The 19,807-nt window shown below is 66.8% G+C and carries 17 protein-coding genes; 9 read left to right on the forward strand and 8 right to left on the reverse strand.

Annotated features, from left to right (window positions below; translation table 11 throughout):
* A partial coding sequence (locus tag ACP5E6_RS10475) for a MaoC family dehydratase (protein ID WP_427954182.1) occupies window positions 1-475 on the forward strand: 475 nt, incomplete at its 5' end.
* A complete protein-coding gene (locus tag ACP5E6_RS10480; RefSeq protein WP_427954183.1) occupies window positions 472-1,407 on the forward strand; it encodes a bifunctional riboflavin kinase/FAD synthetase in 936 nt (311 codons plus the stop codon). The genes ACP5E6_RS10475 and ACP5E6_RS10480, both read left to right, overlap by 4 nt.
* 2 nt (window positions 1,408-1,409) lie before the next feature.
* Here the strand turns inward: ACP5E6_RS10480 and ACP5E6_RS10485 are convergent, their stop codons facing one another.
* The 4 genes from ACP5E6_RS10485 to ACP5E6_RS10500 all read right to left on the reverse strand — a co-directional run bounded on the left by ACP5E6_RS10485 (window position 1,410) and on the right by ACP5E6_RS10500 (window position 6,848).
* On the reverse strand, window positions 1,410-3,401 hold the full coding sequence (locus ACP5E6_RS10485; protein WP_427954184.1) for an acetyl/propionyl/methylcrotonyl-CoA carboxylase subunit alpha: 1,992 nt from the start codon (window positions 3,399-3,401) through the stop codon (window positions 1,410-1,412).
* An 8-nt stretch (window positions 3,402-3,409) separates the two neighbouring features.
* Window positions 3,410-4,198: an enoyl-CoA hydratase-related protein gene (locus tag ACP5E6_RS10490; protein WP_427954185.1), complete on the reverse strand. Its 789-nt coding sequence runs from the start codon at window positions 4,196-4,198 to the stop codon at window positions 3,410-3,412.
* A 4-nt stretch (window positions 4,199-4,202) separates the two neighbouring features.
* Complete coding sequence (locus ACP5E6_RS10495) at window positions 4,203-5,810, reverse strand: carboxyl transferase domain-containing protein (RefSeq protein WP_427954186.1); 1,608 nt, start codon at window positions 5,808-5,810, stop codon at window positions 4,203-4,205.
* Window positions 5,811-5,954: 144 nt separating this feature from the next.
* Entirely contained in the window at window positions 5,955-6,848 is an 894-nt protein-coding gene (locus tag ACP5E6_RS10500) for an ROK family protein (protein ID WP_427954187.1), read from the reverse strand.
* Window positions 6,849-6,936: 88 nt separating this feature from the next.
* Here ACP5E6_RS10500 and ACP5E6_RS10505 point away from each other — a divergent pair, with 88 nt between their 5' ends.
* The 4 genes from ACP5E6_RS10505 to ACP5E6_RS10520 all read left to right on the forward strand — a co-directional run bounded on the left by ACP5E6_RS10505 (window position 6,937) and on the right by ACP5E6_RS10520 (window position 9,383).
* Window positions 6,937-7,185 carry a sulfurtransferase TusA family protein gene (locus ACP5E6_RS10505; RefSeq protein ID WP_427954188.1) on the forward strand — a complete coding sequence of 83 codons (249 nt, stop codon included), beginning with the start codon at window positions 6,937-6,939 and terminating at the stop codon, window positions 7,183-7,185.
* Between the two features lie 7 nt (window positions 7,186-7,192).
* A complete protein-coding gene (locus tag ACP5E6_RS10510; protein ID WP_427954189.1) occupies window positions 7,193-8,122 on the forward strand; it encodes a histone deacetylase family protein in 930 nt (309 codons plus the stop codon).
* Window positions 8,123-8,160: 38 nt separating this feature from the next.
* Window positions 8,161-8,412 carry an exodeoxyribonuclease VII small subunit gene (locus tag ACP5E6_RS10515; RefSeq protein ID WP_427954190.1) on the forward strand — a complete coding sequence of 84 codons (252 nt, stop codon included), beginning with the start codon at window positions 8,161-8,163 and terminating at the stop codon, window positions 8,410-8,412.
* A gap of 65 nt (window positions 8,413-8,477) precedes the next feature.
* Complete coding sequence (locus tag ACP5E6_RS10520; protein WP_427954191.1) at window positions 8,478-9,383, forward strand: polyprenyl synthetase family protein; 906 nt, start codon at window positions 8,478-8,480, stop codon at window positions 9,381-9,383.
* A 120-nt stretch (window positions 9,384-9,503) separates the two neighbouring features.
* Here the strand turns inward: ACP5E6_RS10520 and ACP5E6_RS10525 are convergent, their stop codons facing one another.
* A complete protein-coding gene (locus ACP5E6_RS10525) occupies window positions 9,504-10,562 on the reverse strand; it encodes an acyltransferase family protein (protein WP_427954192.1) in 1,059 nt (352 codons plus the stop codon).
* Between the two features lie 251 nt (window positions 10,563-10,813).
* Here ACP5E6_RS10525 and ACP5E6_RS10530 point away from each other — a divergent pair, with 251 nt between their 5' ends.
* Complete coding sequence (locus tag ACP5E6_RS10530; protein WP_427954193.1) at window positions 10,814-13,327, forward strand: TonB-dependent receptor; 2,514 nt, start codon at window positions 10,814-10,816, stop codon at window positions 13,325-13,327.
* On the opposite strand, the gene ACP5E6_RS10535 is transcribed toward ACP5E6_RS10530, so the two are convergent.
* Window positions 13,317-13,745 (reverse strand): NUDIX hydrolase, encoded by a 429-nt coding sequence (locus ACP5E6_RS10535; RefSeq protein ID WP_427954194.1) that lies wholly within the window; start codon window positions 13,743-13,745, stop codon window positions 13,317-13,319. The genes ACP5E6_RS10530 and ACP5E6_RS10535 overlap by 11 nt on opposite strands.
* Window positions 13,742-15,802, reverse strand: coding sequence for an ATP-dependent DNA helicase RecG (gene recG / locus ACP5E6_RS10540; protein WP_427954195.1), 2,061 nt, complete (start codon window positions 15,800-15,802; stop codon window positions 13,742-13,744). Before recG ends, ACP5E6_RS10535 begins: the two co-directional genes overlap by 4 nt.
* A 42-nt stretch (window positions 15,803-15,844) precedes the next feature.
* Here recG and ACP5E6_RS10545 point away from each other — a divergent pair, with 42 nt between their 5' ends.
* Both ACP5E6_RS10545 and mfd read left to right on the forward strand, forming a co-directional pair.
* Complete coding sequence (locus ACP5E6_RS10545) at window positions 15,845-16,141, forward strand: succinate dehydrogenase assembly factor 2 (protein ID WP_427954196.1); 297 nt, start codon at window positions 15,845-15,847, stop codon at window positions 16,139-16,141.
* Window positions 16,138-19,572: a transcription-repair coupling factor gene (gene mfd, locus ACP5E6_RS10550; protein ID WP_427954197.1), complete on the forward strand. Its 3,435-nt coding sequence runs from the start codon at window positions 16,138-16,140 to the stop codon at window positions 19,570-19,572. The genes ACP5E6_RS10545 and mfd overlap by 4 nt, the downstream gene beginning before the upstream one ends.
* A gap of 50 nt (window positions 19,573-19,622) precedes the next feature.
* Here the strand turns inward: mfd and ACP5E6_RS10555 are convergent.
* A partial coding sequence (locus tag ACP5E6_RS10555) for a hypothetical protein (RefSeq protein WP_427954198.1) occupies window positions 19,623-19,807 on the reverse strand: 185 nt, incomplete at its 5' end.

Genomic DNA, 19,807 nt, shown 5'->3' on the forward strand with positions numbered 1-19,807 from the left:
CCTTCGTGGAGGTCACATGCCATCTTGCGTTCCGTTTGACCAGTTGGAAATCGGCCAGAGCGCCTCGCTCGGCAAAACCATCACCGAGGCCGACATCCTGCTGTTCTCGGCGGTGTCGATGGATACCAACCCGCTGCACCTCAACGAGGAACTGGCCGCCGAAACCCTGTTCAAGGGCCGGGTCGCCCATGGCATGCTGTGCGGCAGCCTGATTTCCGCGGTGCTCGGCACCGTGTTGCCGGGGCTGGGCACGATCTATCTGACGCAGTCGATGCGGTTTCGCGCCCCGGTGCGAATCGGCGAGACGGTGACGGCGGTGGTCGAGGTCGCATCGCTCGATCACGCGCGCAAGCGGGCGACGATGCGAACCCGCTGCCTGGTGCGCGGCAAGGTGGTGATCGAGGGCGAGGCCGTGGTGATCCCGCCGAATGCGGCTGTGGTGGCGGTGGCTGAACATCCCCGCGCCGCCGAATGATCCGGCTGGTGCGACATTGGCGGGAGGTCCCGGCCGCCGCGCGCGGCGCCTCGATCGCGCTCGGTAATTTCGATGGGGTGCATCGCGGCCATGTGAAGGTTCTGGAGGCGGCGCATCTGGCCCGGCCGGACGCACCGCGCGCCGTGCTCAGTTTCGCGCCCCATCCGCGCGAGTTTTTTCGCCCCGACGATCCACCGTTCCGCCTCACGCTGGAACCCGAACGCGCGGCGGCGCTGGAGGCGCTGGGGGTGCAGATTCTTTACGAACTGCCGTTCGACCGGGCGTTTTCGGCGCTGACCGCCGATGAGTTCATCACCGAAGTGCTCTATCGCGGGATCGGGGCGGCGCATCTGGCGTGCGGGGCGGATTTCGCGTTCGGCCATCGGCGGGGCGGCGATGTCACGCTGCTGCGCGCGCGCGCCGAGGCGCTGGGCATCGGGTTGACCATCGTGCCGCATCTCGATGATGCCGAAGGGCCGATTTCATCGACGCGCATCCGCCGGCTGCTCCAGGATGGCTATCCCGAACGGGCGGCGGCGCTGCTCGGCCGGCCGCATGTGATCCGCGGCGTCGTGGCGCATGGCGATGCGCGGGGCCGCACGATCGGCTTCCCGACCGCGAATATCGCGCTGGGCCGCCATCTCGAACCGGCGCGCGGGGTCTATGCCGTGACCGCCGCGCTTGCCGATGGCGCCGTGGTCAAGGGGGTCGCGAATATCGGGCGGCGGCCGACCGTGGCGGAAGGCGCGATCGCGCGGCTGGAAGTGCATCTGTTCGATTTTGCGGCCGATCTGTACGGCCAGGAAATGGCGGTGTCGCTCCAGCATTTTCTGCGCGACGAACGGAAATTCGAGAGTTTCGAGGCGCTCAGGCAACAGATCGCGCGCGATGCGGAGCACGCCCGCCGCCTTCTGGACAATCCACTCCTATAAGATCAGCCGGCTTGCGGGTGCAGAACCACCAGCTCAGCACCCTCCTCGACCAGATCGCCCACCGCGCACAGCACCGCGCCGACCACCCCGTCCGCCGGTGCCGTGATGCGGAACTGCACCTTCATCGCCTCGATCGTCACCAGCAACGCGCCGGCCATCACGGCGTCGCCTGGCGTCACCCCGATCGCGATCACCCGCCCCGGCATGGTGCTCACGATCCGCCCCTCGACCGCGCCGGCATCGCCGGTCGCGGCGAACGGATCGACCACGCGCAGCGCGTGACGATGGCCATGGTCGAACACCACGATCAGACCCTCCCGATGCAACGCGGTCAGGGTCGTTGTTGCATCGCCGATCGTCACATCCAGCCGATCCGGCATCGCTGCGATAATCGTGGCCCGGTACCGCGCGCCACCGTGATCGAATGCGAACCCGCCGTGATCATCGGGATACACCCGCACCGGATGCAGGTCACCCGCCGCCGCGAAACCGACATCCTGATAGGACGGCCCGTTGAGACGCCACGCGCCGCGCGTGGTCCAGGGCGAATACGGGTCGGAAGCGGTCTCGTGGCGCGGCAGGTCATGCAGCCAGCGATGAACGGCGGCGGCGATCACGGCGGGCGATGCCGGCGGCGGCGGCGCCAGCAGGGCGGTCTCATGCGCTGGGATGAAGCCGGTATCGAATCCGGAGGCAATGAAATCGGGCGCGGCCACGATCCGGCGCAGCAGCGCCAGATTGTTCCGCACGCCATCGATCTCGAACCCGTCGAGCGCCCGACCCAGATGCCGCAACGCGCCCTCGCGGTCCTGATCCCAGGCGATCAGCTTGGCGATCATCGGATCGTAATGGATCGAGACCGCATCGCCCTGGCGCACCCCGGACTCGATCCTGACATGGGTTGAGGCTTCGGGCAGACGCAAATGCCGGATCACCCCGGTCGAGGGCGCGAAATCGCGATCGGGGTCCTCGGCATAGATCCGCGCCTCGATCGCATGGCCGGTGCGCTCGATTTCGTTCTGGGTCAGCGGCAGCACCTCGCCGGCGGCGACGCGGAACTGCCATTCGACCAGATCGAGCCCGGTGATCATCTCGGTGACCGGGTGTTCCACCTGAAGGCGGGTGTTCATTTCCATGAAGTGGAATGCGCCGGCCTCGGTGATGAATTCGACGGTGCCGGCCCCGACATAATCGATCGCGCGGGCCGCCGCGCAGGCGGCTTCGCCCATGGTGAGGCGCTGGGCCTCGCTGATCAGCGGGGCAGGGGCCTCCTCGATGATTTTCTGATGCCGGCGCTGGATCGAGCAATCCCGCTCGAACAGCGAGACCACATTGCCATAGGTGTCGGCGAAGACCTGGATTTCGATATGGCGCGGTCGGGTCAGGTATTTCTCGATCAGCACCCGATCGTCCCCGAAGGCCGCACCGGCCTCGCCCTTGGCGAGATCGAGCGCGGCGATGAAATCGCCGGGGTCGGTCACGATCCGCATGCCCTTGCCGCCGCCCCCGGCCGAGGCCTTGATCAGCACCGGATAGCCGATGATCGCGGCTTCCGCGGCAAGACGGTCCGGCCCCTGATCATCGCCGTGATAGCCGGGCACCAGCGGCACGCCGGCGCGCGCCATCAGCGCCTTGGCCGCGGCTTTCGAGCCCATCGCGCGGATCGCCGCGGCGCGCGGCCCGATGAAGATCAGCCCGGCCTCGGCGCAGGCCTCGGCGAAATCGGCGTTCTCGCTGAGAAACCCATAGCCCGGATGCACCGCCTGCGCGCCGGATTGCCGCGCCGCGGCGATCAGTGCCGCGATGTCGAGATAGCTCTCACGCGCCGGGGCCGGCCCGATCGCGATGGCGGCATCGGCCAGGGCGACATGGGCGGCACCCCGGTCGGCCTCGGAGAACACGGCGATGCTGCGGATTCCCATGCGCCGTGCGGTGCGGATGATGCGGCACGCGATTTCGCCGCGATTGGCGATCAGAACGCTGGTGAACATCATCGCACCGATCAGTCGTTCAGCCAGGCGGGGGGGCGCTTTTCCAGAAACGCGGCCAGACCCTCGCGCCCCTCCGCCGAGGCGCGATGGTCCGAGATCAGCCGCGCGGTCTCGGCGATCAGCGCGGCATCCACCGGCCGGTTCGCGACATCGATCGCCAGCGCCTTCGCCGCCGCCTGTGCCTGCGGGCCACCCCGCCGGATGGCCGATAAAATCGCATCCCTGAATCCGGCGACCTCGGCGGCGGGCAGCACCTCATGCACCAGACCGATCCGCCGGGCGGTGTCGGCATCGAAGCTCTCGCCGGTCTGGAAATAGCGCCGGGCGTGGCGCGGGCCGATCGCCGCGATCACATAGGGGCTGATCACCGCCGGGATCAGGCCCAGCCGCACCTCGGAAAAACTGAACCGCGTATCGTCGCAGGCGATCACGATGTCGCAGCACGCGACCAGCCCGATGCCGCCGCCGACCACCGCCCCCTGGACCAGCGCGATCGTCGGCTTGGCCAGCCGGTCCAGCGCATGCATCAACCGCGCGAGGGCCTGGGCGTCCGCCAGATTATCCTCGGGCGAATAGGTCGCGCTGCGGCGCATCCAGTTCAGATCGGCGCCGGCGGAAAAACTGCGGCCCCGGCCTTCGAGCACCATGGCATGAACCGAGCGGTTCGCCGCGATCCGGGCGATCGTGTCGTTGAGCGCGCCGATCATGACATCGTCAAACGCGTTGTGCAGCTCAGGCCGGTCGAGCGCCACGGTGGCGATCCCGAACCGATCGATCGAGACGTGGATCGGACCGTTCATGGCATCACATCCTGAACAGGCCGAAATGCGTCGGCCGCGCTGGGGCGTTGAAACTGGCGGAAAGACCAAGGGCGAGCACCATGCGGGTGTCGGCCGGGTCGATGATGCCATCATCCCACAGCCGCGCGCTCGCGTAATACGGATGGCCCTGGGTCTCGTATTGCGCGGCGATCGGGGCCTTGAACGCCGCTTCCTCCGCCGGGCTCCAGGTGCCGCCCCCGGCTTCGATATTGTCGCGCCTCACCTGGGCCAGCACCGAAGCCGCCTGGCTGCCGCCCATCACCGAAATGCGGGCGTTCGGCCACATCCAGAGGAAGTTCGGATCATAGGCCCGGCCGCACATGCCGTAATTGCCGGCGCCGAACGATCCGCCGATGATGATAGTGAATTTCGCGACGCCCGCGGTCGCGACGGCGGTGACCAGCTTGGCGCCGTCCTTGGCGATGCCGCCGGATTCGTATTTGCGCCCGACCATGAAGCCGGTGATATTTTGCAGAAATACCAGCGGAATGTTGCGCTGGGCGCAGAGCTCGATGAAATGCGCGCCCTTGAGCGCCGATTCCGAGAACAGCACGCCATTGTTGGCGACGATCCCGACCGGATAACCCCAGATATGCGCGAAGGCGGTGACCAGCGTGGTGCCGTAACGCTGCTTGAACTCGTCGAACGCGCCGCCATCGACGATCAGACGGATCACCTCGCGCACATCGTATTGCGCGCGCGGATCGGCGGGGATCACGCGATACAGATCACGCGGATCGCCCGGTGGCGGGCGTGGCGGGCGCAGCGCCGGGGCGGCGGGCCTCGCGATGTTGAGATCCGCGACGATCCGACGCGCGATGCCGATCGCATGAGCATCGCTCTCGGCAAAGTGATCGGCGACGCCGGACAAGCGGGTATGAACATCGGCGCCGCCAAGCGCCTCGGCGGTCACGATCTCCCCGGTGGCGGCCTTGACCAGCGGCGGACCCGCGAGAAAAATCGTGCCCTGCTCGCGCACGATGATGCTCTCGTCGGCCATCGCCGGCACATAGGCGCCGCCCGCCGTGCAGGAGCCCATGACGAGGGCGATTTGCGGAATCCCGGCGGCGGACATCTGCGCCTGATTGAAAAAAATCCGGCCGAAATGCTCGCGATCGGGAAACACCTCGTCCTGGTTCGGCAGATTAGCACCCCCGGAATCGACCAGATACAGGCAGGGCAGGCGGTTCTGCGCGGCGATCGCCTGCGCGCGCAGGTGTTTTTTCACCGTGATCGGGAAATAGGTGCCGCCCTTCACCGTCGCGTCATTTGCGATAATGACGCATTCCCGGCCGCTGACGCGACCGATTCCGGTGATGATCCCCCCGGCGGGCACCGCCTCGCCATACAGATCATGTCCGGCGAATTGGGAAAATTCGAGAAAGGGCGAGGCCGGGTCGATCAACAGACGAATGCGGTCGCGCGGCAGCAGCTTGCCCCGCGCGACATGCCGCGCCCGCGCCGCATCGCCGCCACCCGTGCGAATCCGTGCGACATCCTCGGTCAGCCGATCGACCAGCGCCTGCATCGCGCGCTGGTTCGCCTTGGCCTCGGCCGATCGTGCATCGATCATCGAGCGAAAGCCGCTCACCGCCCTGTCCGCAGCGACATCACTGGACTGAGTCTCCCCTTCGACACGTCCTTGGTTATCCCCCGTTTGCCGCCGGGCGGCAAGGTGCGCGCGGCCGCGCCGCCCCGGTGGATCAACGCCGCCGTGAGGTTGCCGATCGGAGCCTCAGGCGGGCCACAACCAGGCGGCGCCACGCACCCCCGATGAATCACCGTGCATGTTGCGGCGGATCGGCGTGTCGAACGTGTCACTGATGATATAGGGTTTCATCAGGGCAGGCACGTCGCGATACAGATGATCGAGGTTGGACAGACCACCGCCCAGCACGATCACGTCGGGATCGATGATGTTCACGATCATCGCCAGGCCGCGGGCGAGGCGCTCGGCATGGACCGCGAGGGCGCGGATCGCCCGCTCGTCGCCCGCTTCGGCGCGGGCGGGCAGACCGCCGGCGTCGCGGGCGCCGATACCATCGGCTTCGGCGGCCAGCGCCGGCCCGGCGACATAGGTTTCAAGGCAGCCGATCTTGCCGCACCAGCAGCGGCGCATCGGCATCTCCTCGGCGCGCGGCCAGGGCAGCGGGGTGTGACCCCATTCGCCGGCGATGCGCTGGCGGCCTTCGAGCACCTGGCCGCCCACGACGATGCCGCCGCCGCAGCCGGTGCCGATGATGACACCGAAGACGCAGTGCTGCCCGGCGCCGGCGCCGTCCGAGGCTTCGCTCATCGCAAAGCAGTTGGCATCGTTGGAAACCCGCACCGGCCGGCCGAGCCGGGCCTCGAGATCCTTGTCGAACGGATTGCCGTTCAACCGCTCGGAATTGGCGTTCTTGACCATGCCGGTCGCCGGGCTGATCGTGCCGGGAATGCCGATGCCGATGCCGCCGGCCCGGCCGAGAGCGCGCTCGGTGCCCGCGATCAGGTCGGCGATCGTCTCGATCGTGGCACGGTAGTCGGGTGGGGTCGGAACCCGCACCCGATGCTCCAGATCACCACTGGCCATCAGGGCCGCGATCTCGATCTTGGTGCCGCCGAGATCAATGCCGATACGATACGTCATGGTCCATCCTGTCCGTTTCGTTATTCGGGCCTCTATCTCCCGTATGATGCTCTTGCTCAAGAGGGGGCGACGCGCCACGATAGCGCCGATGGCGGAAACAATGGTCGATGCGCGATTCCTGAAAGGCCCGATGCCGGTGCTGCGCGCCGCCCGTGTCTTGCGCTCGCTCGATTCGGGCGAGCGGCTGCGGTTGCTGGCGACCGATCCCGGCACCGTCGTCGATGTGCGCGATTTCTGCCGTGACAATGGTCACGCTCTGCTATCATGGAGCGAAATGAAGGGCGTACTGAGCTTCACGATCAGATGCGGTCGGTCGCCCCAATCCACGGGAGGATAAATCTGCCATGCCGGTTGCCCTGATCACTCACCCCGATTGCTTCGACCATGACACCGGGCCGCACCACCCGGAGCGCCCGGCGCGGCTGCGCGCGGTGCTTGCCGCCCTCGAACAACCGGAGTTCCAATCCCTGTTGCGTGAGGCGGCACCCGAGGCGCCCGAATCGGCGATTCGCGCCGTCCACCATGAAGCCTATGTCGATGCGATGTATGCGCTGCACCCGGGCCCGGATGAAAAAATCCATCTCGATGCCGATACCATCGCCAGCGAAGGCACGCTGCGCGCCGCCCTGCGCGCCGCCGGCGGCTCGATGCGCGGGGTCGACGCCGTGCTCGAAGGCTGGGCGCGCTGCGCCTTCGTCGCGGTGCGGCCACCCGGTCACCACGCCGAACCGGACCGCGCCATGGGATTCTGCCTGTTCGCCAACGCCGCCATCGCCGCCAACCATGCCCGCACCCACGGCTTGCGCCGGATCGCCGTCGCCGATTTCGACGTGCACCACGGCAATGGCACCCAGGCCATTTTCGAAACCGACGCCGATCTGTTCTACGCCTCGTCCCACCAGTTTCCCTGCTATCCGGGCAGCGGTCGGCCCAGCGAGCACGGTGTCGCCGGCAATATTGTGAACGCGCCGCTGGCGCCTGAAACCGGTTCCGCCGAGTTCCGCGCGGCATGGCGGGATAATCTGATCCCCGCCCTCGACCGGTTCGCCCCCGAGCTGCTGATCATTTCGGCCGGGTTCGATGCCCACAAGGCCGATCCGCTGGCGCAACTTCATGTCGAGACCGAGGATTTCGCCTGGCTCACCACCGCTTTGATGGGTGTCGCCGAACGTCACTGCGGCGGACACGTGGTTTCGCTGCTCGAAGGCGGCTACGACCTCGGCGCCCTCGCCGCCGGCACCACCGCCCATGTCCGCGCCTTGATGCGGATCTGATCCGCCGCTATCGGAGGCGAAACCAGGGAGTTTTCAGCATGGCGACCACCGGGCCAGAAACCGATACCGCGATCGCGTCACTCAGCTTCGAAGACGCCCTCGCCGAACTCGAACGCATCGTGCGCGGCCTTGAATCCGGCCAGCAAAAACTCGAAGACGCGATCACCGCCTATGAACGCGGCACCGCGCTCAAGCGCCATTGCGACGCCCGCCTGGCCGAAGCCGAAACCCGCGTTCAGGCCATCGTCACCCAGGCCGACGGCAGTCTCGCCTTGAAAGACGCGCCGTGACCCGCGCCTCCGCGCAACGCCCACCCCGAGCGGCGATCCGGCCGCGGATTTGGAGATGATTGATCATGAGTGAGGTGATGCAGGGTGTGGCGCTGCGCGATGGATTGACGGGTGCGGCGGCGCTGATCGAAACCGAGCTGGATGCGCTGCTGCCGGTGCCCGAGGGTGAGGAGCATCGTCTGGTCGAGGCGATGCGCCACGCGGTATTGGGCGGCGGCAAGCGAATGCGGGGATTTCTCGTGATCGAGACGGCGCGGATGTTTTCGGTGAACATCACCTGTGCGGCGCGGGTGGCGGCCGCGGTTGAGATGTTGCATGCCTATTCGCTGGTGCATGACGATCTGCCGGCGATGGATGATGATGATCTGCGGCGGGGCAAACCATCATGCCACAAGGCGTTCGACGAGGCGACCGCGATTCTGGCGGGCGATGCGTTGCAGACCCGAGCCTTCGAGGTTCTGGCCGAGCCTGACACCCATTCGGACCCGGATGTGCGGTGCGAGCTGGTGTTGGCGCTGGCGGCGGCTTCGGGTTCGCGCGGCATGGTGGGCGGGCAGATGATCGACATCGTCTCCGAGGGCAAGCAATTGTCGCCCCCGTTGATCACCCGGTTGCAGGCGCTGAAAACCGGTCGGCTGATCCAGTTCAGCGCCGAGGCCGGGGCGATCCTGGGCCGGGCGTCCGGACCGCAGCGCCATTTCATCGCCGCCTATGGGCGCGATCTGGGCGCGGCGTTTCAAATCGCCGATGACATCCTCGACGCCGTGGGGTCCGACGCGACACTGGGCAAGACCGCCGGCAAGGACGCCGCGCAAGGCAAGGCGACGATGGTGTCGGTGATGGGGCTCGATCGGGCGCGGATGCAGGCGGAGCTTCTGGCCAAGCAGGCCGCGACCTATCTCGACAGTTTCGGCGAAAAGGCGGTGCTGCTGCGGGCGCTGGCGTCCTACACGGTGACGCGCCGGAATTGAGCGCGCCGCGCCGGCGGGGCGGGCGATCAGGCGCGGCTTAGAGCGTTATGCTTTCAGCTTAACGCTCTAGCTCTATATTTTTTCGAGCGATTTCATGCGATTATGTTGCCGCTGCTGCGTCTACTTAATCGCATATCGCTCTAACGAGAGACTCCCCTGTTTCATGATGTATCGGATACGGGCATCGGCGATGCCCGCGATCCAGGCGATGCCGATCAGGCCGACGAGCAGGACGCCGCCGACCAGCGGGTGGTGAAGCGCGGTGTCGCCGTGGCGGCGTTCCCAGCTGTTGAGCAGCAGGATGACCGGAAAATGGATCACGTAAATCGGGTACGAGATCAACCCGAGACCCTTGTAGGCCCTGACCAGGATCGGGTGCGACGGGGCATTGAGACAGCCGAGCAGCACGAGCGCGGGTGAGGCGAGCAGGACGAAGCCGATGTCGAAACCGATACGACCATTGCCGGTAGGATCGGCGAGCATCAGCGCGGCGAGACCAGCCAGCAGCCATGGGGAGGCAACCCGGATGTGGCGCATGGTGAGGTGAAGCCGGTACAGCATGACCCCGAGCGGAAAGCTGAAGAACACGCGGCCCAGAGCCCAGAGCGTGGAGGGCCAGGTGGTTCCCTGGTCGATATGGCCAAACATCACGGTCTGCGCGATCACCGCGATGGCGGCGATCGCGGTGATCAGGCGCAGCGCCCAGGTCAGCGAAAACAGCGAAGTCGCGTAGATGATATTCGCCACCAGCTCATAAAACAGCGACCAGGCCGGAACATTGAGCGCAAAGATATTCTGAAACAGCGGCGCCGGGATCATGAACAAGGCGGCCGGCACCGCGATGGCAAAATCCTGGACGGTCCATTGCGCGGCATCGTGCTTGATGAACAACGCGGCGGCGATGGCCAGGATGGCGAGCGAGGTGCCGGCGAGATAGAGCGGATACAGGCGGAGCAGCCTGATCCGCATGAACGCGAGGGGGCGCAGCCCGTTCGCCAGCCGGGCATCATAGGCGTGCGCGATCACGAAGCCGCTCAGGCAAAAGAACAGATCGACCGCCAGATAGGCGCTTCTGGGATAGAAACCGCCGAAATAGGCCTTGGCGTGAAACATCACCACAGCGATCGCCGCGATCCCGCGCATCCCGTCCAGCGTGGTGTAATGACGCGTGTTGCTCACAGGCCCGGCTCCGCAGCTTCGCTCAGGATTGTTTATGCCCCGATCGACGCGGCAACCGCGAGGGAAAATTGATCGGGCTTTGTATCAAGATCGAGACCCTTGAGCCCAACCGGCCCGTGCGCGCGGGGCGATTGATCAACCTGTCGTGATGACGCCTTGAAATGGCGGTGGGCGGGGGAGCAGCCTCACCCGAACGTGCTTGCCCGGTCAGCGCCGGTGGCGTAGCCTCGCGCTACAAAATGAAAATAATTTTGGGAACGGAACGCCCGAGGATCGTCGCTGCCATCACCAGCGGGGTCCTCACCAGGGATCGGGTCAGGCTCGCCGCCGTCATCGTGGCGGTGATGGTGGTGGGCGTTGGTGCCGGTCATGCGCAGACGGTACCCGCCCAAGGGGCGACGCCAGGGACGACTCCAGTTAGCGCCCCGATCAGCGCGCCGGTTATTGTGCCGCCGGCGCCGCCGGCGCGGATTCACATCCGTAAAATCGTCGTCAATACCTCGCCTCTGGCCGACAGCGGCATCAATATCGCGAAATTCCCCGCGCTGGTGCAGGTGCTCGACAGTCACGACCTCAGCGCCGGCGGGACCGCCAATGTGGCGCAGGCGCTCGACCGCCAGGCCGCCGGCGTCAACCTCGTCAACAGCCAGGCCAACCCGTATCAGCCGAATATCATCTATCACGGCTTCGAACTCTCGCCGATCCAGGGCACCCCGGCGGGGTTGAGCGTTTATGTCGATGGCGCCCGCTTCAACCTGCCGTTCGGCGACCTCGCGATCATGAGCGCCCTGCCGGATGCCGCGATCCGCTCGCTCACCGTCGAGGACGGCAATCCGCTGTTCGGCCTGAACGCGCTTGGCGGCGCGGTCGATATCGCGATGAAGAACGGGTTTAGCGATCATGGCGGCGAGATCGAGATCTCCGGCGGCTCGTTCGGCAAGATCGACGGCAATTTTCAATACGGTGTGCAGCATGGCGATGTCGCTGGCTATGTCGATCTGCAGGAACGCCACGAAGCCGGCTGGCGTGACCTGCAATCCTCCGATCTGCAGAATTTCTATGGCGATCTCGGCTGGCGCGGCCCGCATGCGACGCTGCACATCAACGCGACGCTCGCCAATTCCGTCCTCAACGGCCCTGGTACCGTCCCGATCCAGATCCTCGCGATCGACCCCGCCGCCCAGTTCACCGGCCCCAACCTGATCGCCGACAAATACGCCAAGCTCGGCGCCACGCTGAACGCTCAACTCACCACGGAGACCTCGATCCAGGGTGTGCTCTATTACGATTACCTGCTCGAACATCTGGTCAACGGCAACGGTCCGAACGATCTGCCGTGCGGCGCCGGACCCGATGCCGGTTTTCTCTGCCAGGGCGGACCGGGCAATCCGGTCAGCACCACGCGCGGCGGCGCGCCGATCCCGAATTTCCTGCCCCAGCCCGATGCCGCGGGTTATGATCAATATGGCCAGCTCGACCTGAACTCGACCAACACCAATGGCTACGGCGGCTCGATCCAGATCTCCAACACCACGCCGGTCTTCGGGCTGCACAATCATGTCATCGCGGGACTCAGCTACGATGGCGGCTTCACGAAATACGACGCCGCCGCCTACGATGGCGGCATCACCACGCTCTCGCGGGTCTATTACACGCCGCCCGGCATTCCCAACCCCGGCTATCTCGTCGATGAACCGGGCACGGTTCCGGTCGGCGTGGTCATCCGCAATGCCTATTACGGCGCCTATTTCTCGGACACGCTGAACCTCACGACGCGTTTCTCGCTTACCGCAGGCGGCCGTTTGAACCTCGCCAATATCGCCCTGCACGACCAGGACCCGACCGACCCCAACGCACCGGGCGCGGGCCTGTCGGGCCGGCATTATTACGCGCATTTCAACCCTGCTCTTGGTTTCGCCTATGATGTTACCCCGCTGAGCACGATCTATGGCGGCTATTCCGAGGCGAACGCGGCACCGACCCCTGCGGAGCTTTCCTGCGCCAGCCCGCAGGACAGTTGCGCGCTTGCCAATTTCCTCTCGGGCGATCCCAATCTGCGCCAGATCGTCGCCCGTACCGTCGCGTTCGGGCTGCGCGGTGCCGCGCTGGGGCCGTTCGGCGCGACGTTCAGCTACGATCTCGATTATTACCACACCATCACCAATGACGACATCGAGTTCCTGCAATCGCCCTACAACCCCACCGGCAGCGGCTATTTCAGCAATATCGGCAATGTCAAACGCGCCGGACTCGATCTCGCGTTCCGGCTCGATGCGTCACGCTGGCACGCGTATTTCACCTATTCGCGGGTGAATGCCACCTATCAGGACGGCTTCACCGAACGATCCAACAACCCCGCCGCCAATGCCGATGGCAATATCACGATCCTGCCCGGCGATTATCTGCCCGGCATTCCGCGCAACCTGTTCAAATTCGGCGGCAGCTACGATGTGACGCCGAAATGGTCGGTCGGCCTCTCCGGCGTCGCCCAGACCTTCACCTTCCTGTATGGCGATGCCGCCAATCTGACCCCGCCGCTGCCCGGCTATGTCGTGCTCAACCTGACCACGCGCTACCGCCTGACGCCGAGGCTCGAACTCTTCGGCGTGATCGATAACATCGCGGACGCCACCTATTATAATTATGGCACGTTCTCGCCGGCCGGCGGTGTCTATGTCGCGCAGGACCCCGGTTTCAGCAACCCGCGCAGTTACAGCATCGCCGCCCCGATCGCGGGTGTCGTCGGGGTCAAGCTTAAATTCTGAGGTATCGGGCGCGGGCGATGATCCGGCGCGCCGCCTCCCCCAGATCAAACGCATCGAACGCCGCCTCGCCCACCCAGGCGACCGCGCTGGCATCGCCGCCGGGCCGCGCCTCGCCGCCCTGATAATCGGCGGCGAAATCGATGATGGTGTAATGATATTCGATCCGCCCCGAGGCATCGCGATGGATCGAATCGACGGTGCCGGCGAGCCAGAGCGGGCCGATTTCGAGTCCGGTCTCCTCGCGCAATTCCCGTCGCGCCGCGGCTTCGGCGGTCTCGCCCAGCTCCTGCCCGCCACCCGGCAGGCTCCACGCGCCCATCGCCGGCGGCTGGCCGCGCCGGATCAGCAGAACCTCATCGCCGCGCAGCACGACGATGCCGATCCCGACCCGTGGCGCGTCCGGATAGCGCCGGGTCATCCGGCCACCAGGGCGCGGATCGCGCGGGCCTGATCGAACAGATGCAGCAGGATGCGCGCGGCCTGGCCGCGTGCGCTGGTCAGGGCAGGGTCGGCCTCGATCAGCATGGTGGCGTCCTGATGAGCCATGGCGATCAGATCGGCGTCACGCTCGGCATTGGCGAGCCGGTAGCCGGGCAGGCCGGATTGTTTTGAACCCAGCATGTCGCCGCCGCCGCGCAGCGCAAAATCCTCATCGGCGATGCGAAACCCATCCTCGGTTTCGCGCAGGATCGCGAGGCGCTTGCGGGCGGTCCGGGTCAGGCGGTCGTGCAGCAGCAGGCAGTAACTCGCCGCCCGGCCGCGCCCGACCCGGCCGCGCAGCTGGTGCAGCTGCGCGAGGCCGAAGCGTTCGGCGTGCTCGATCACCATCACGTTGGCGTCGGGCACGTCGACACCGACCTCGATCACCGTGGTGGCGACCAGGATATCGATGGCGCCGCGGGCGAAGCGGGACAGGGCATCGCTGCGGAGGTCGATGGTCTGGCGGCCGTGGGCGAGGGCGACGCGGTCGCCGAAGCGTTCGGCCAGTGCCGCGTAGCGCAATTCGGCGGCGGCGATGTCGAGCAGTTCGGATTCCGCGACCAGCGGACAGACCCAATAGACCCGGCCGCCCTGGGCGATCATGCGTTCGATCGCCGCGATCACCTCGGGCAGTTTTTCGATCGGGTGCAGCGTGGTGCGGATCGGGATGCGGCCGGCGGGTTTTTCGGTGATGCGGCTGATCGTCATTTCGCCCCAATGCGAGAGCAGCAGGGTGCGCGGGATCGGGGTTGCGGTCATCACCAGCATATCGGTCGCGGTGCCCTTGGCACCCAGCGCGAAGCGCTGATCGACACCGAATCGGTGCTGCTCGTCGATCACGGCGAGGCCGAGGTCATGGAATGTCACCGATTTCTGAAAGATCGCATGGGTGCCGATCACGATCGGGATCGAACCGTCGGCGATGCCGTCCAGCGTGCGGCGGCGCTCGGCGGCCTTGAGCGATCCGGTCAGCAGGGCGACCGGCACCGGGCAGAGTTTCGCAAGGGTCGTGAAATGCTGGCGGGCGAGCAGTTCGGTGGGTGCCAGAAGGGCGGCCTGCGCACCGGCGCCGACCACTTTCAGCATCGCCAGCGTCGCCACCAGGGTCTTGCCGGAGCCGACATCGCCTTGCAGCAGGCGGAGCATGCGGTGCGGGGCGGCGAGGTCGGCGTCGATCTCGGCCAGGGCGGTCGCCTGCGATCGCGTCGGTTGGTGACCGAAGCGGGCGAGGGCGATGCGGCGCAGATCCTCGCCGCCCTGAAAGGCGCGGCCGGGGCGTTTGCGGCGCCGGCGGCGGATCAGGGCGAAGGCGATCTGGCGGGCGAGGAGCTCGTCATAGGCGAGGCGGCGGGCGGGTTTGTCGTCGGGGAGTTCGCCCGGCGCCTGCAAGGCGCGCAGGGCAGCGGCGAAGCCGGGCCAGTGCCGCGCGCGCAGCACCGCCGCCTGCTGCCATTCCGCCAGATCGGGCAGTCGCGCGAGGGCGGCGTTCATCGCGCGGGCGACCACTTTCGGCACCAGACCGGCGGTGAGGCCCCAGACCGGCTCGATCAGCGGCAACCCGGCCTCGGTTTCGGCGGGAACGACGTAATCGGGGTGCGGCAGCGAAACGCGGTCGTTGAAGCGCTCGACCTTGCCGGAGAGGGTCAGTTTCGCGCCGATCGGGAATTGCGCCAGCCGGGCGGCGTGAAACAGCACCACCTCGCCGAAGCCGCTGGCGTCGCGGATGATCACCCGGTGCGGCGATTTGGCGCGCTCGCCCTTGTCATGGCGCATCACCTCGACCGTGAAGGTGCCGATCGTGCCGGCGGTTGCGTTTTTGAGCAGATAGCGCGACCGGCGGTCGATGAAATGTTCGGGCAGGTGAAACAGCAGGTCGCCGATCGTCGTCCCGCCCACCGCGCGGGCGAGCAGGGCCGACAGGCGCGGCCCCAATCCGGGCAGGCTGGTCAGGGGCGCGCGAAAAAATTCGAGCGAATCGGTGGGATCGGTTGTCACGGGCTGACAGTGGCGCGGGGCTCCTCTATATCGCAAGCCATCATGGACACTGACCCCACCGACGCGTTGTTGCAACGTCGCCGCCGACTGCTTTATCGCGCCACCCATCGCGGCACTTACGAGAACGATCTGATGATCGGCGGCTATGCGCATAAGCATATCGCGACGATGGACGAGGTGTCGCTCGATGAATTCGAGGCGGTGATGGAACATCCCGATGCCGAACTGGCCGACTGGCTGACCGGGCGGCTGCCGATTCCCGACGAGGCCGACAGCCCGATGCTGCGCAGCATCCGCGACCAGGCGGCCGAGGTCGCGCAGGCCAAGCAGGGACGATGAGCCTGCTCACCATTTACGGCGCGCCGGAAGGGTTCGACGCCGCGCTGATCGCCCGCCGCGCCGAGGAGGCCGGGGTGGTGCTGCATGTCGCGCGCGATGATGCGCGGCTGGCGCGGCTGGCCGATGCGCTGGCGTTTTTCGCGCCCCAGGCCGAGATCATCACCTTTCCGGCCTGGGATTGCCTGCCGTATGACCGGGTCTCGCCCAATCCGGCGATCATGGCGGAGCGGGTTTCGGCGCTGGCGCGGTTGCTCGATGCACCGCATCGCCCGCGGATCGTGCTGACCACGGTGAATGCCGCCGTGCAGCGCACCCCGCCGCGGGCGCAGTTCAAGGGGGCGGGTTTCGCCGTCGCGCCGGGGGGGAATGTCGCTTCGGACGAATTGGCGCGGTTTTTGGAACAACACGGGTATCACCGGGTCGGCACCGTGATGGAGCCGGGCGATTTCGCGATTCGGGGCGGGATTTTCGACGTCTGGCCCTCCGGTGAGACGGCGCCGACCCGGATGGATCTGTTCGGGGATGTGGTGGAGAGTTTGCGCCGGTTCGATCCGGGTACGCAGCGCAGTGGCGAGGCGGTGGCGTCGCTGGTGTTTCGTCCGGCTTCGGAGCTGCCGCTCGATGCCGAGGCGGTCAGCCGGTTCCGCACGGCGTTTCGCGCGATGTTCGGCGCCGATGCGGTGAAGGATGCGACCTATCTGGCGATTTCGGAGGGGCGGCGGCAACCGGGGATGGAGCATTTCGCGCCGTTGTTCGCCCCGGCGATGGAGACGATTTTCGATTACGTGCCGGCGGCGGCGGTCAGCCTCGATCATCAGGCCGAGGCGGCGGCGGCGGCGCGGTTCGAGATGATCGAGGATCACTACAAGGCGCGGCTGGCGCCGACCCGGCCCGGCGATCTGGCGTATCGGCCGATCAGCCCGGGGTTGCTGTATTTCGATCCGGAGGGGTTCGAGCGGATTTTGGCCGCGCGCCAGGCGACGGTGTTTTCGCCGTTCGGCCGGCCGGAGGGGGCCGCGGGGGTCGAGGCCGGCGGGCGGCCGGGGGCGATTCTGGCGACCGGGCAATCCGGCGTCTCGGTTTATGACGAGTTCCGGATGCTGGCGTCGCGCTGGCGCGAGGCCGGGCGGAAAGTGGTGCTCGCGGCGTGGAGCGCCGGCTCGCGGGATCGGCTGGCGTCGTTGTTGCGCGACCACGGGATGCGCTCGATCCCGATCGACAACGCCGCCGAGGCGCGGATCGCGCAGGGCGATGCCGTGCTGCTCGCGGTGCTGGGGCTGGAGCGTGGCTATGTCGCCGATGATTTCGCGATCGTCGCCGAGCAGGATCTGCTGGGGGCGCGGATCGCGCGGCCGCCGCGCCGGCGGCAGCGGGCGGATCAGTTCATTGCCGATGCGACCGAGATCGCCGCGGGCGATCTGGTGGTGCATCAGGAACATGGCATCGGGCGGTATGACGGGCTGGTGACGCTGAGTGTCGATGGGGCGCCGCATGATTGCCTGCGGTTGCTGTATGATGGCGATCACAAGCTGTTTCTGCCGGTCGAGAATATCGATCTGCTGTCGCGCTTCGGCACCGAGACCGCCGGGGTCGGGCTGGATCGGCTGGGCGGGGCGTCGTGGCAGGCGCGCAAGGCCCGCGCGAAGAACCGGATTCGCGACATGGCGGCCGGGCTGATCCGGATCGCCGCCGAGCGCAAGCTGCATGATGCGCCGCTGCTGGCCGCCGAGGATGGCGCGTTCGGCGAATTCTGCGCGCGGTTTCCCTATACCGAGACCGAGGATCAGGCGCGCGCGATCGCCGATGTGCTGGAGGATCTGGCGTCGGGCAAGCCGATGGATCGGCTGGTCTGCGGCGATGTGGGCTTCGGCAAGACCGAGGTGGCGTTGCGCGCGGCGTTCGTTGCGGCGATGGCGGGGACTCAGGTGGCGGTGGTGGTGCCGACGACCTTGCTGGCGCGGCAGCATTACCGGCTGTTTTCCGAACGGTTCGAGGGGTTGCCGATCAAGGTGGCGCAGCTTTCGCGCCTGGTCACCACGAAGGACGCGGCGCGGACCCGTGCCGAGCTGGCGGACGGGACGGTGGGCATCGTGGTCGGCACCCATGCGCTGCTGTCGAAATCGATCGCTTTCGCCGATCTGACCTTGCTGATCGTGGATGAGGAGCAGCATTTCGGTGTCGCGCACAAGGAGCGGCTGAAGCAGCTCAAGGCCGATGTGCATGTGCTGACCCTGACCGCGACCCCGATTCCGCGCACGCTGCAACTCGCGCTGACCGGGGTGCGGGATTTGTCGTTGATCACGACGCCGCCGGTCGATCGGCTGGCGGTGCGGACGTTCATCATGCCGTGGGATGCGCTGGTGATCCGCGAGGCGATCGCGCGGGAGCGGTTTCGCGGCGGGCAGTTGTTCTGCGTGGTGCCGCATATCGAGGATATCGACCGGATGCGCGAGCGCCTGGCCGAGATCGCGCCGGATCTGCGCTGTGCGACGGCGCATGGGCGGTTGGCGCCGACCGAGATCGAGCGGGTGATGACCGAGTTCAGCGAGGGGCGCTACGATGTGCTGCTCGCGACCAATATCATCGAATCCGGGCTGGACATGCCGGCGGTGAACACGATTTTGATCTGGCGGGCGGATTTGTTCGGGCTGGGGCAGCTGTATCAGCTGCGCGGGCGGGTCGGGCGGGGCAAGCAGCGGGGATATGCCTATCTGACCTGGCCGGCCACGCATCATCTGGCGGCATCGTCGCAGAAGCGGCTCGAGGTGATGCAGACGCTCGATACGCTGGGGGCCGGGTTCACCCTCGCCTCGCATGATCTGGATTTGCGCGGGGCGGGCAATCTGCTCGGCGATGAGCAATCCGGGCATATCCGCGAGATCGGGATCGAATTGTATCAGCAGATGCTCGAGGACGCGGTGGCGGATTTGCGGGCGGCGGGCAGCAAGGGCGAGCGGGAGCGGGCGCGGGATTGGACCCCCTCGATCAGCCTGGGGCTGCCGGTGCTGATCCCTGAGACCTATGTGGCGGATCTGCCGGTGCGGCTCGGCTTGTACCGGCGGATCGGCTCGCTCGGCACCGATGCCGAGAGCGAGGCCCTGGCGGCGGAGCTGGTCGATCGGTTCGGGCCGATGCCGGCGGAGGTCGAGAATCTGCTGGCGACGGTGGCGCTGAAGCGGGCGTGCCGCGATGTCGGGGTGGAAAAACTGGAGGCGGGACCGAAGGGCATGGTGATCGGGTTCCGGAGCAATGCCTTTGCCAATCCGGGCGGGCTGATCGCCTGGCTGGCGACGCGGGCGGGGGTGTTGCGGTTGCGGCCCGATCACAAGCTGGTGTTGGCGCGCGAGATGGATGTGGCGGCGCGGCTGGCGGCAGCGCGGGACATTGTGCTGAATTTGCAGCGAATTATTGCGCAATCCCAGGCGGCGTGAGGGTTTTGTTCTGATATCGTAACGATTTTGGCGTGCGAAAGCGGGCGGGGTCAGCGGGATTTTTTAACGATCGCCGGAACGGGGATGAAATAATGATTGCCGGGGCCGAGCGGCGGCGGGGTTGAGGTGATCGGCGGGAAGCTCGGTCCGGGGTGCTGCGGACGCGCGGCGCGCGCGGGTCGGGGACGCGCGGGTCTGGAACGCACGGGGCGGGGACGGTGCAGATAGGCGGGCG

The organism is Acidiphilium sp. (assembly GCF_049977125.1).
Taxonomy (GTDB): domain Bacteria; phylum Pseudomonadota; class Alphaproteobacteria; order Acetobacterales; family Acetobacteraceae; genus Acidiphilium.

What these genes read in the sequence shown, in the direction of transcription:
- ACP5E6_RS10485 (WP_427954184.1), bottom strand. Translation starts at nt 3,401, where the DNA reads ATGATGTTCACCAGCGTTCTGATCGCCAATCGCGGCGAAATCGCGTGC.
- ACP5E6_RS10510 (WP_427954189.1), top strand. Translation starts at nt 7,193, where the DNA reads ATGCCGGTTGCCCTGATCACTCACCCCGATTGCTTCGACCATGACACC.
- ACP5E6_RS10520 (WP_427954191.1), top strand. Translation starts at nt 8,478, where the DNA reads ATGAGTGAGGTGATGCAGGGTGTGGCGCTGCGCGATGGATTGACGGGT.
- ACP5E6_RS10500 (WP_427954187.1), bottom strand. Translation starts at nt 6,848, where the DNA reads ATGACGTATCGTATCGGCATTGATCTCGGCGGCACCAAGATCGAGATC.
- ACP5E6_RS10480 (WP_427954183.1), top strand. Translation starts at nt 472, where the DNA reads ATGATCCGGCTGGTGCGACATTGGCGGGAGGTCCCGGCCGCCGCGCGC.
- mfd (WP_427954197.1), top strand. Translation starts at nt 16,138, where the DNA reads ATGAGCCTGCTCACCATTTACGGCGCGCCGGAAGGGTTCGACGCCGCG.
- ACP5E6_RS10505 (WP_427954188.1), top strand. Translation starts at nt 6,937, where the DNA reads ATGGCGGAAACAATGGTCGATGCGCGATTCCTGAAAGGCCCGATGCCG.
- ACP5E6_RS10515 (WP_427954190.1), top strand. Translation starts at nt 8,161, where the DNA reads ATGGCGACCACCGGGCCAGAAACCGATACCGCGATCGCGTCACTCAGC.
- ACP5E6_RS10545 (WP_427954196.1), top strand. Translation starts at nt 15,845, where the DNA reads ATGGACACTGACCCCACCGACGCGTTGTTGCAACGTCGCCGCCGACTG.
- ACP5E6_RS10535 (WP_427954194.1), bottom strand. Translation starts at nt 13,745, where the DNA reads ATGACCCGGCGCTATCCGGACGCGCCACGGGTCGGGATCGGCATCGTC.
- ACP5E6_RS10490 (WP_427954185.1), bottom strand. Translation starts at nt 4,198, where the DNA reads ATGAACGGTCCGATCCACGTCTCGATCGATCGGTTCGGGATCGCCACC.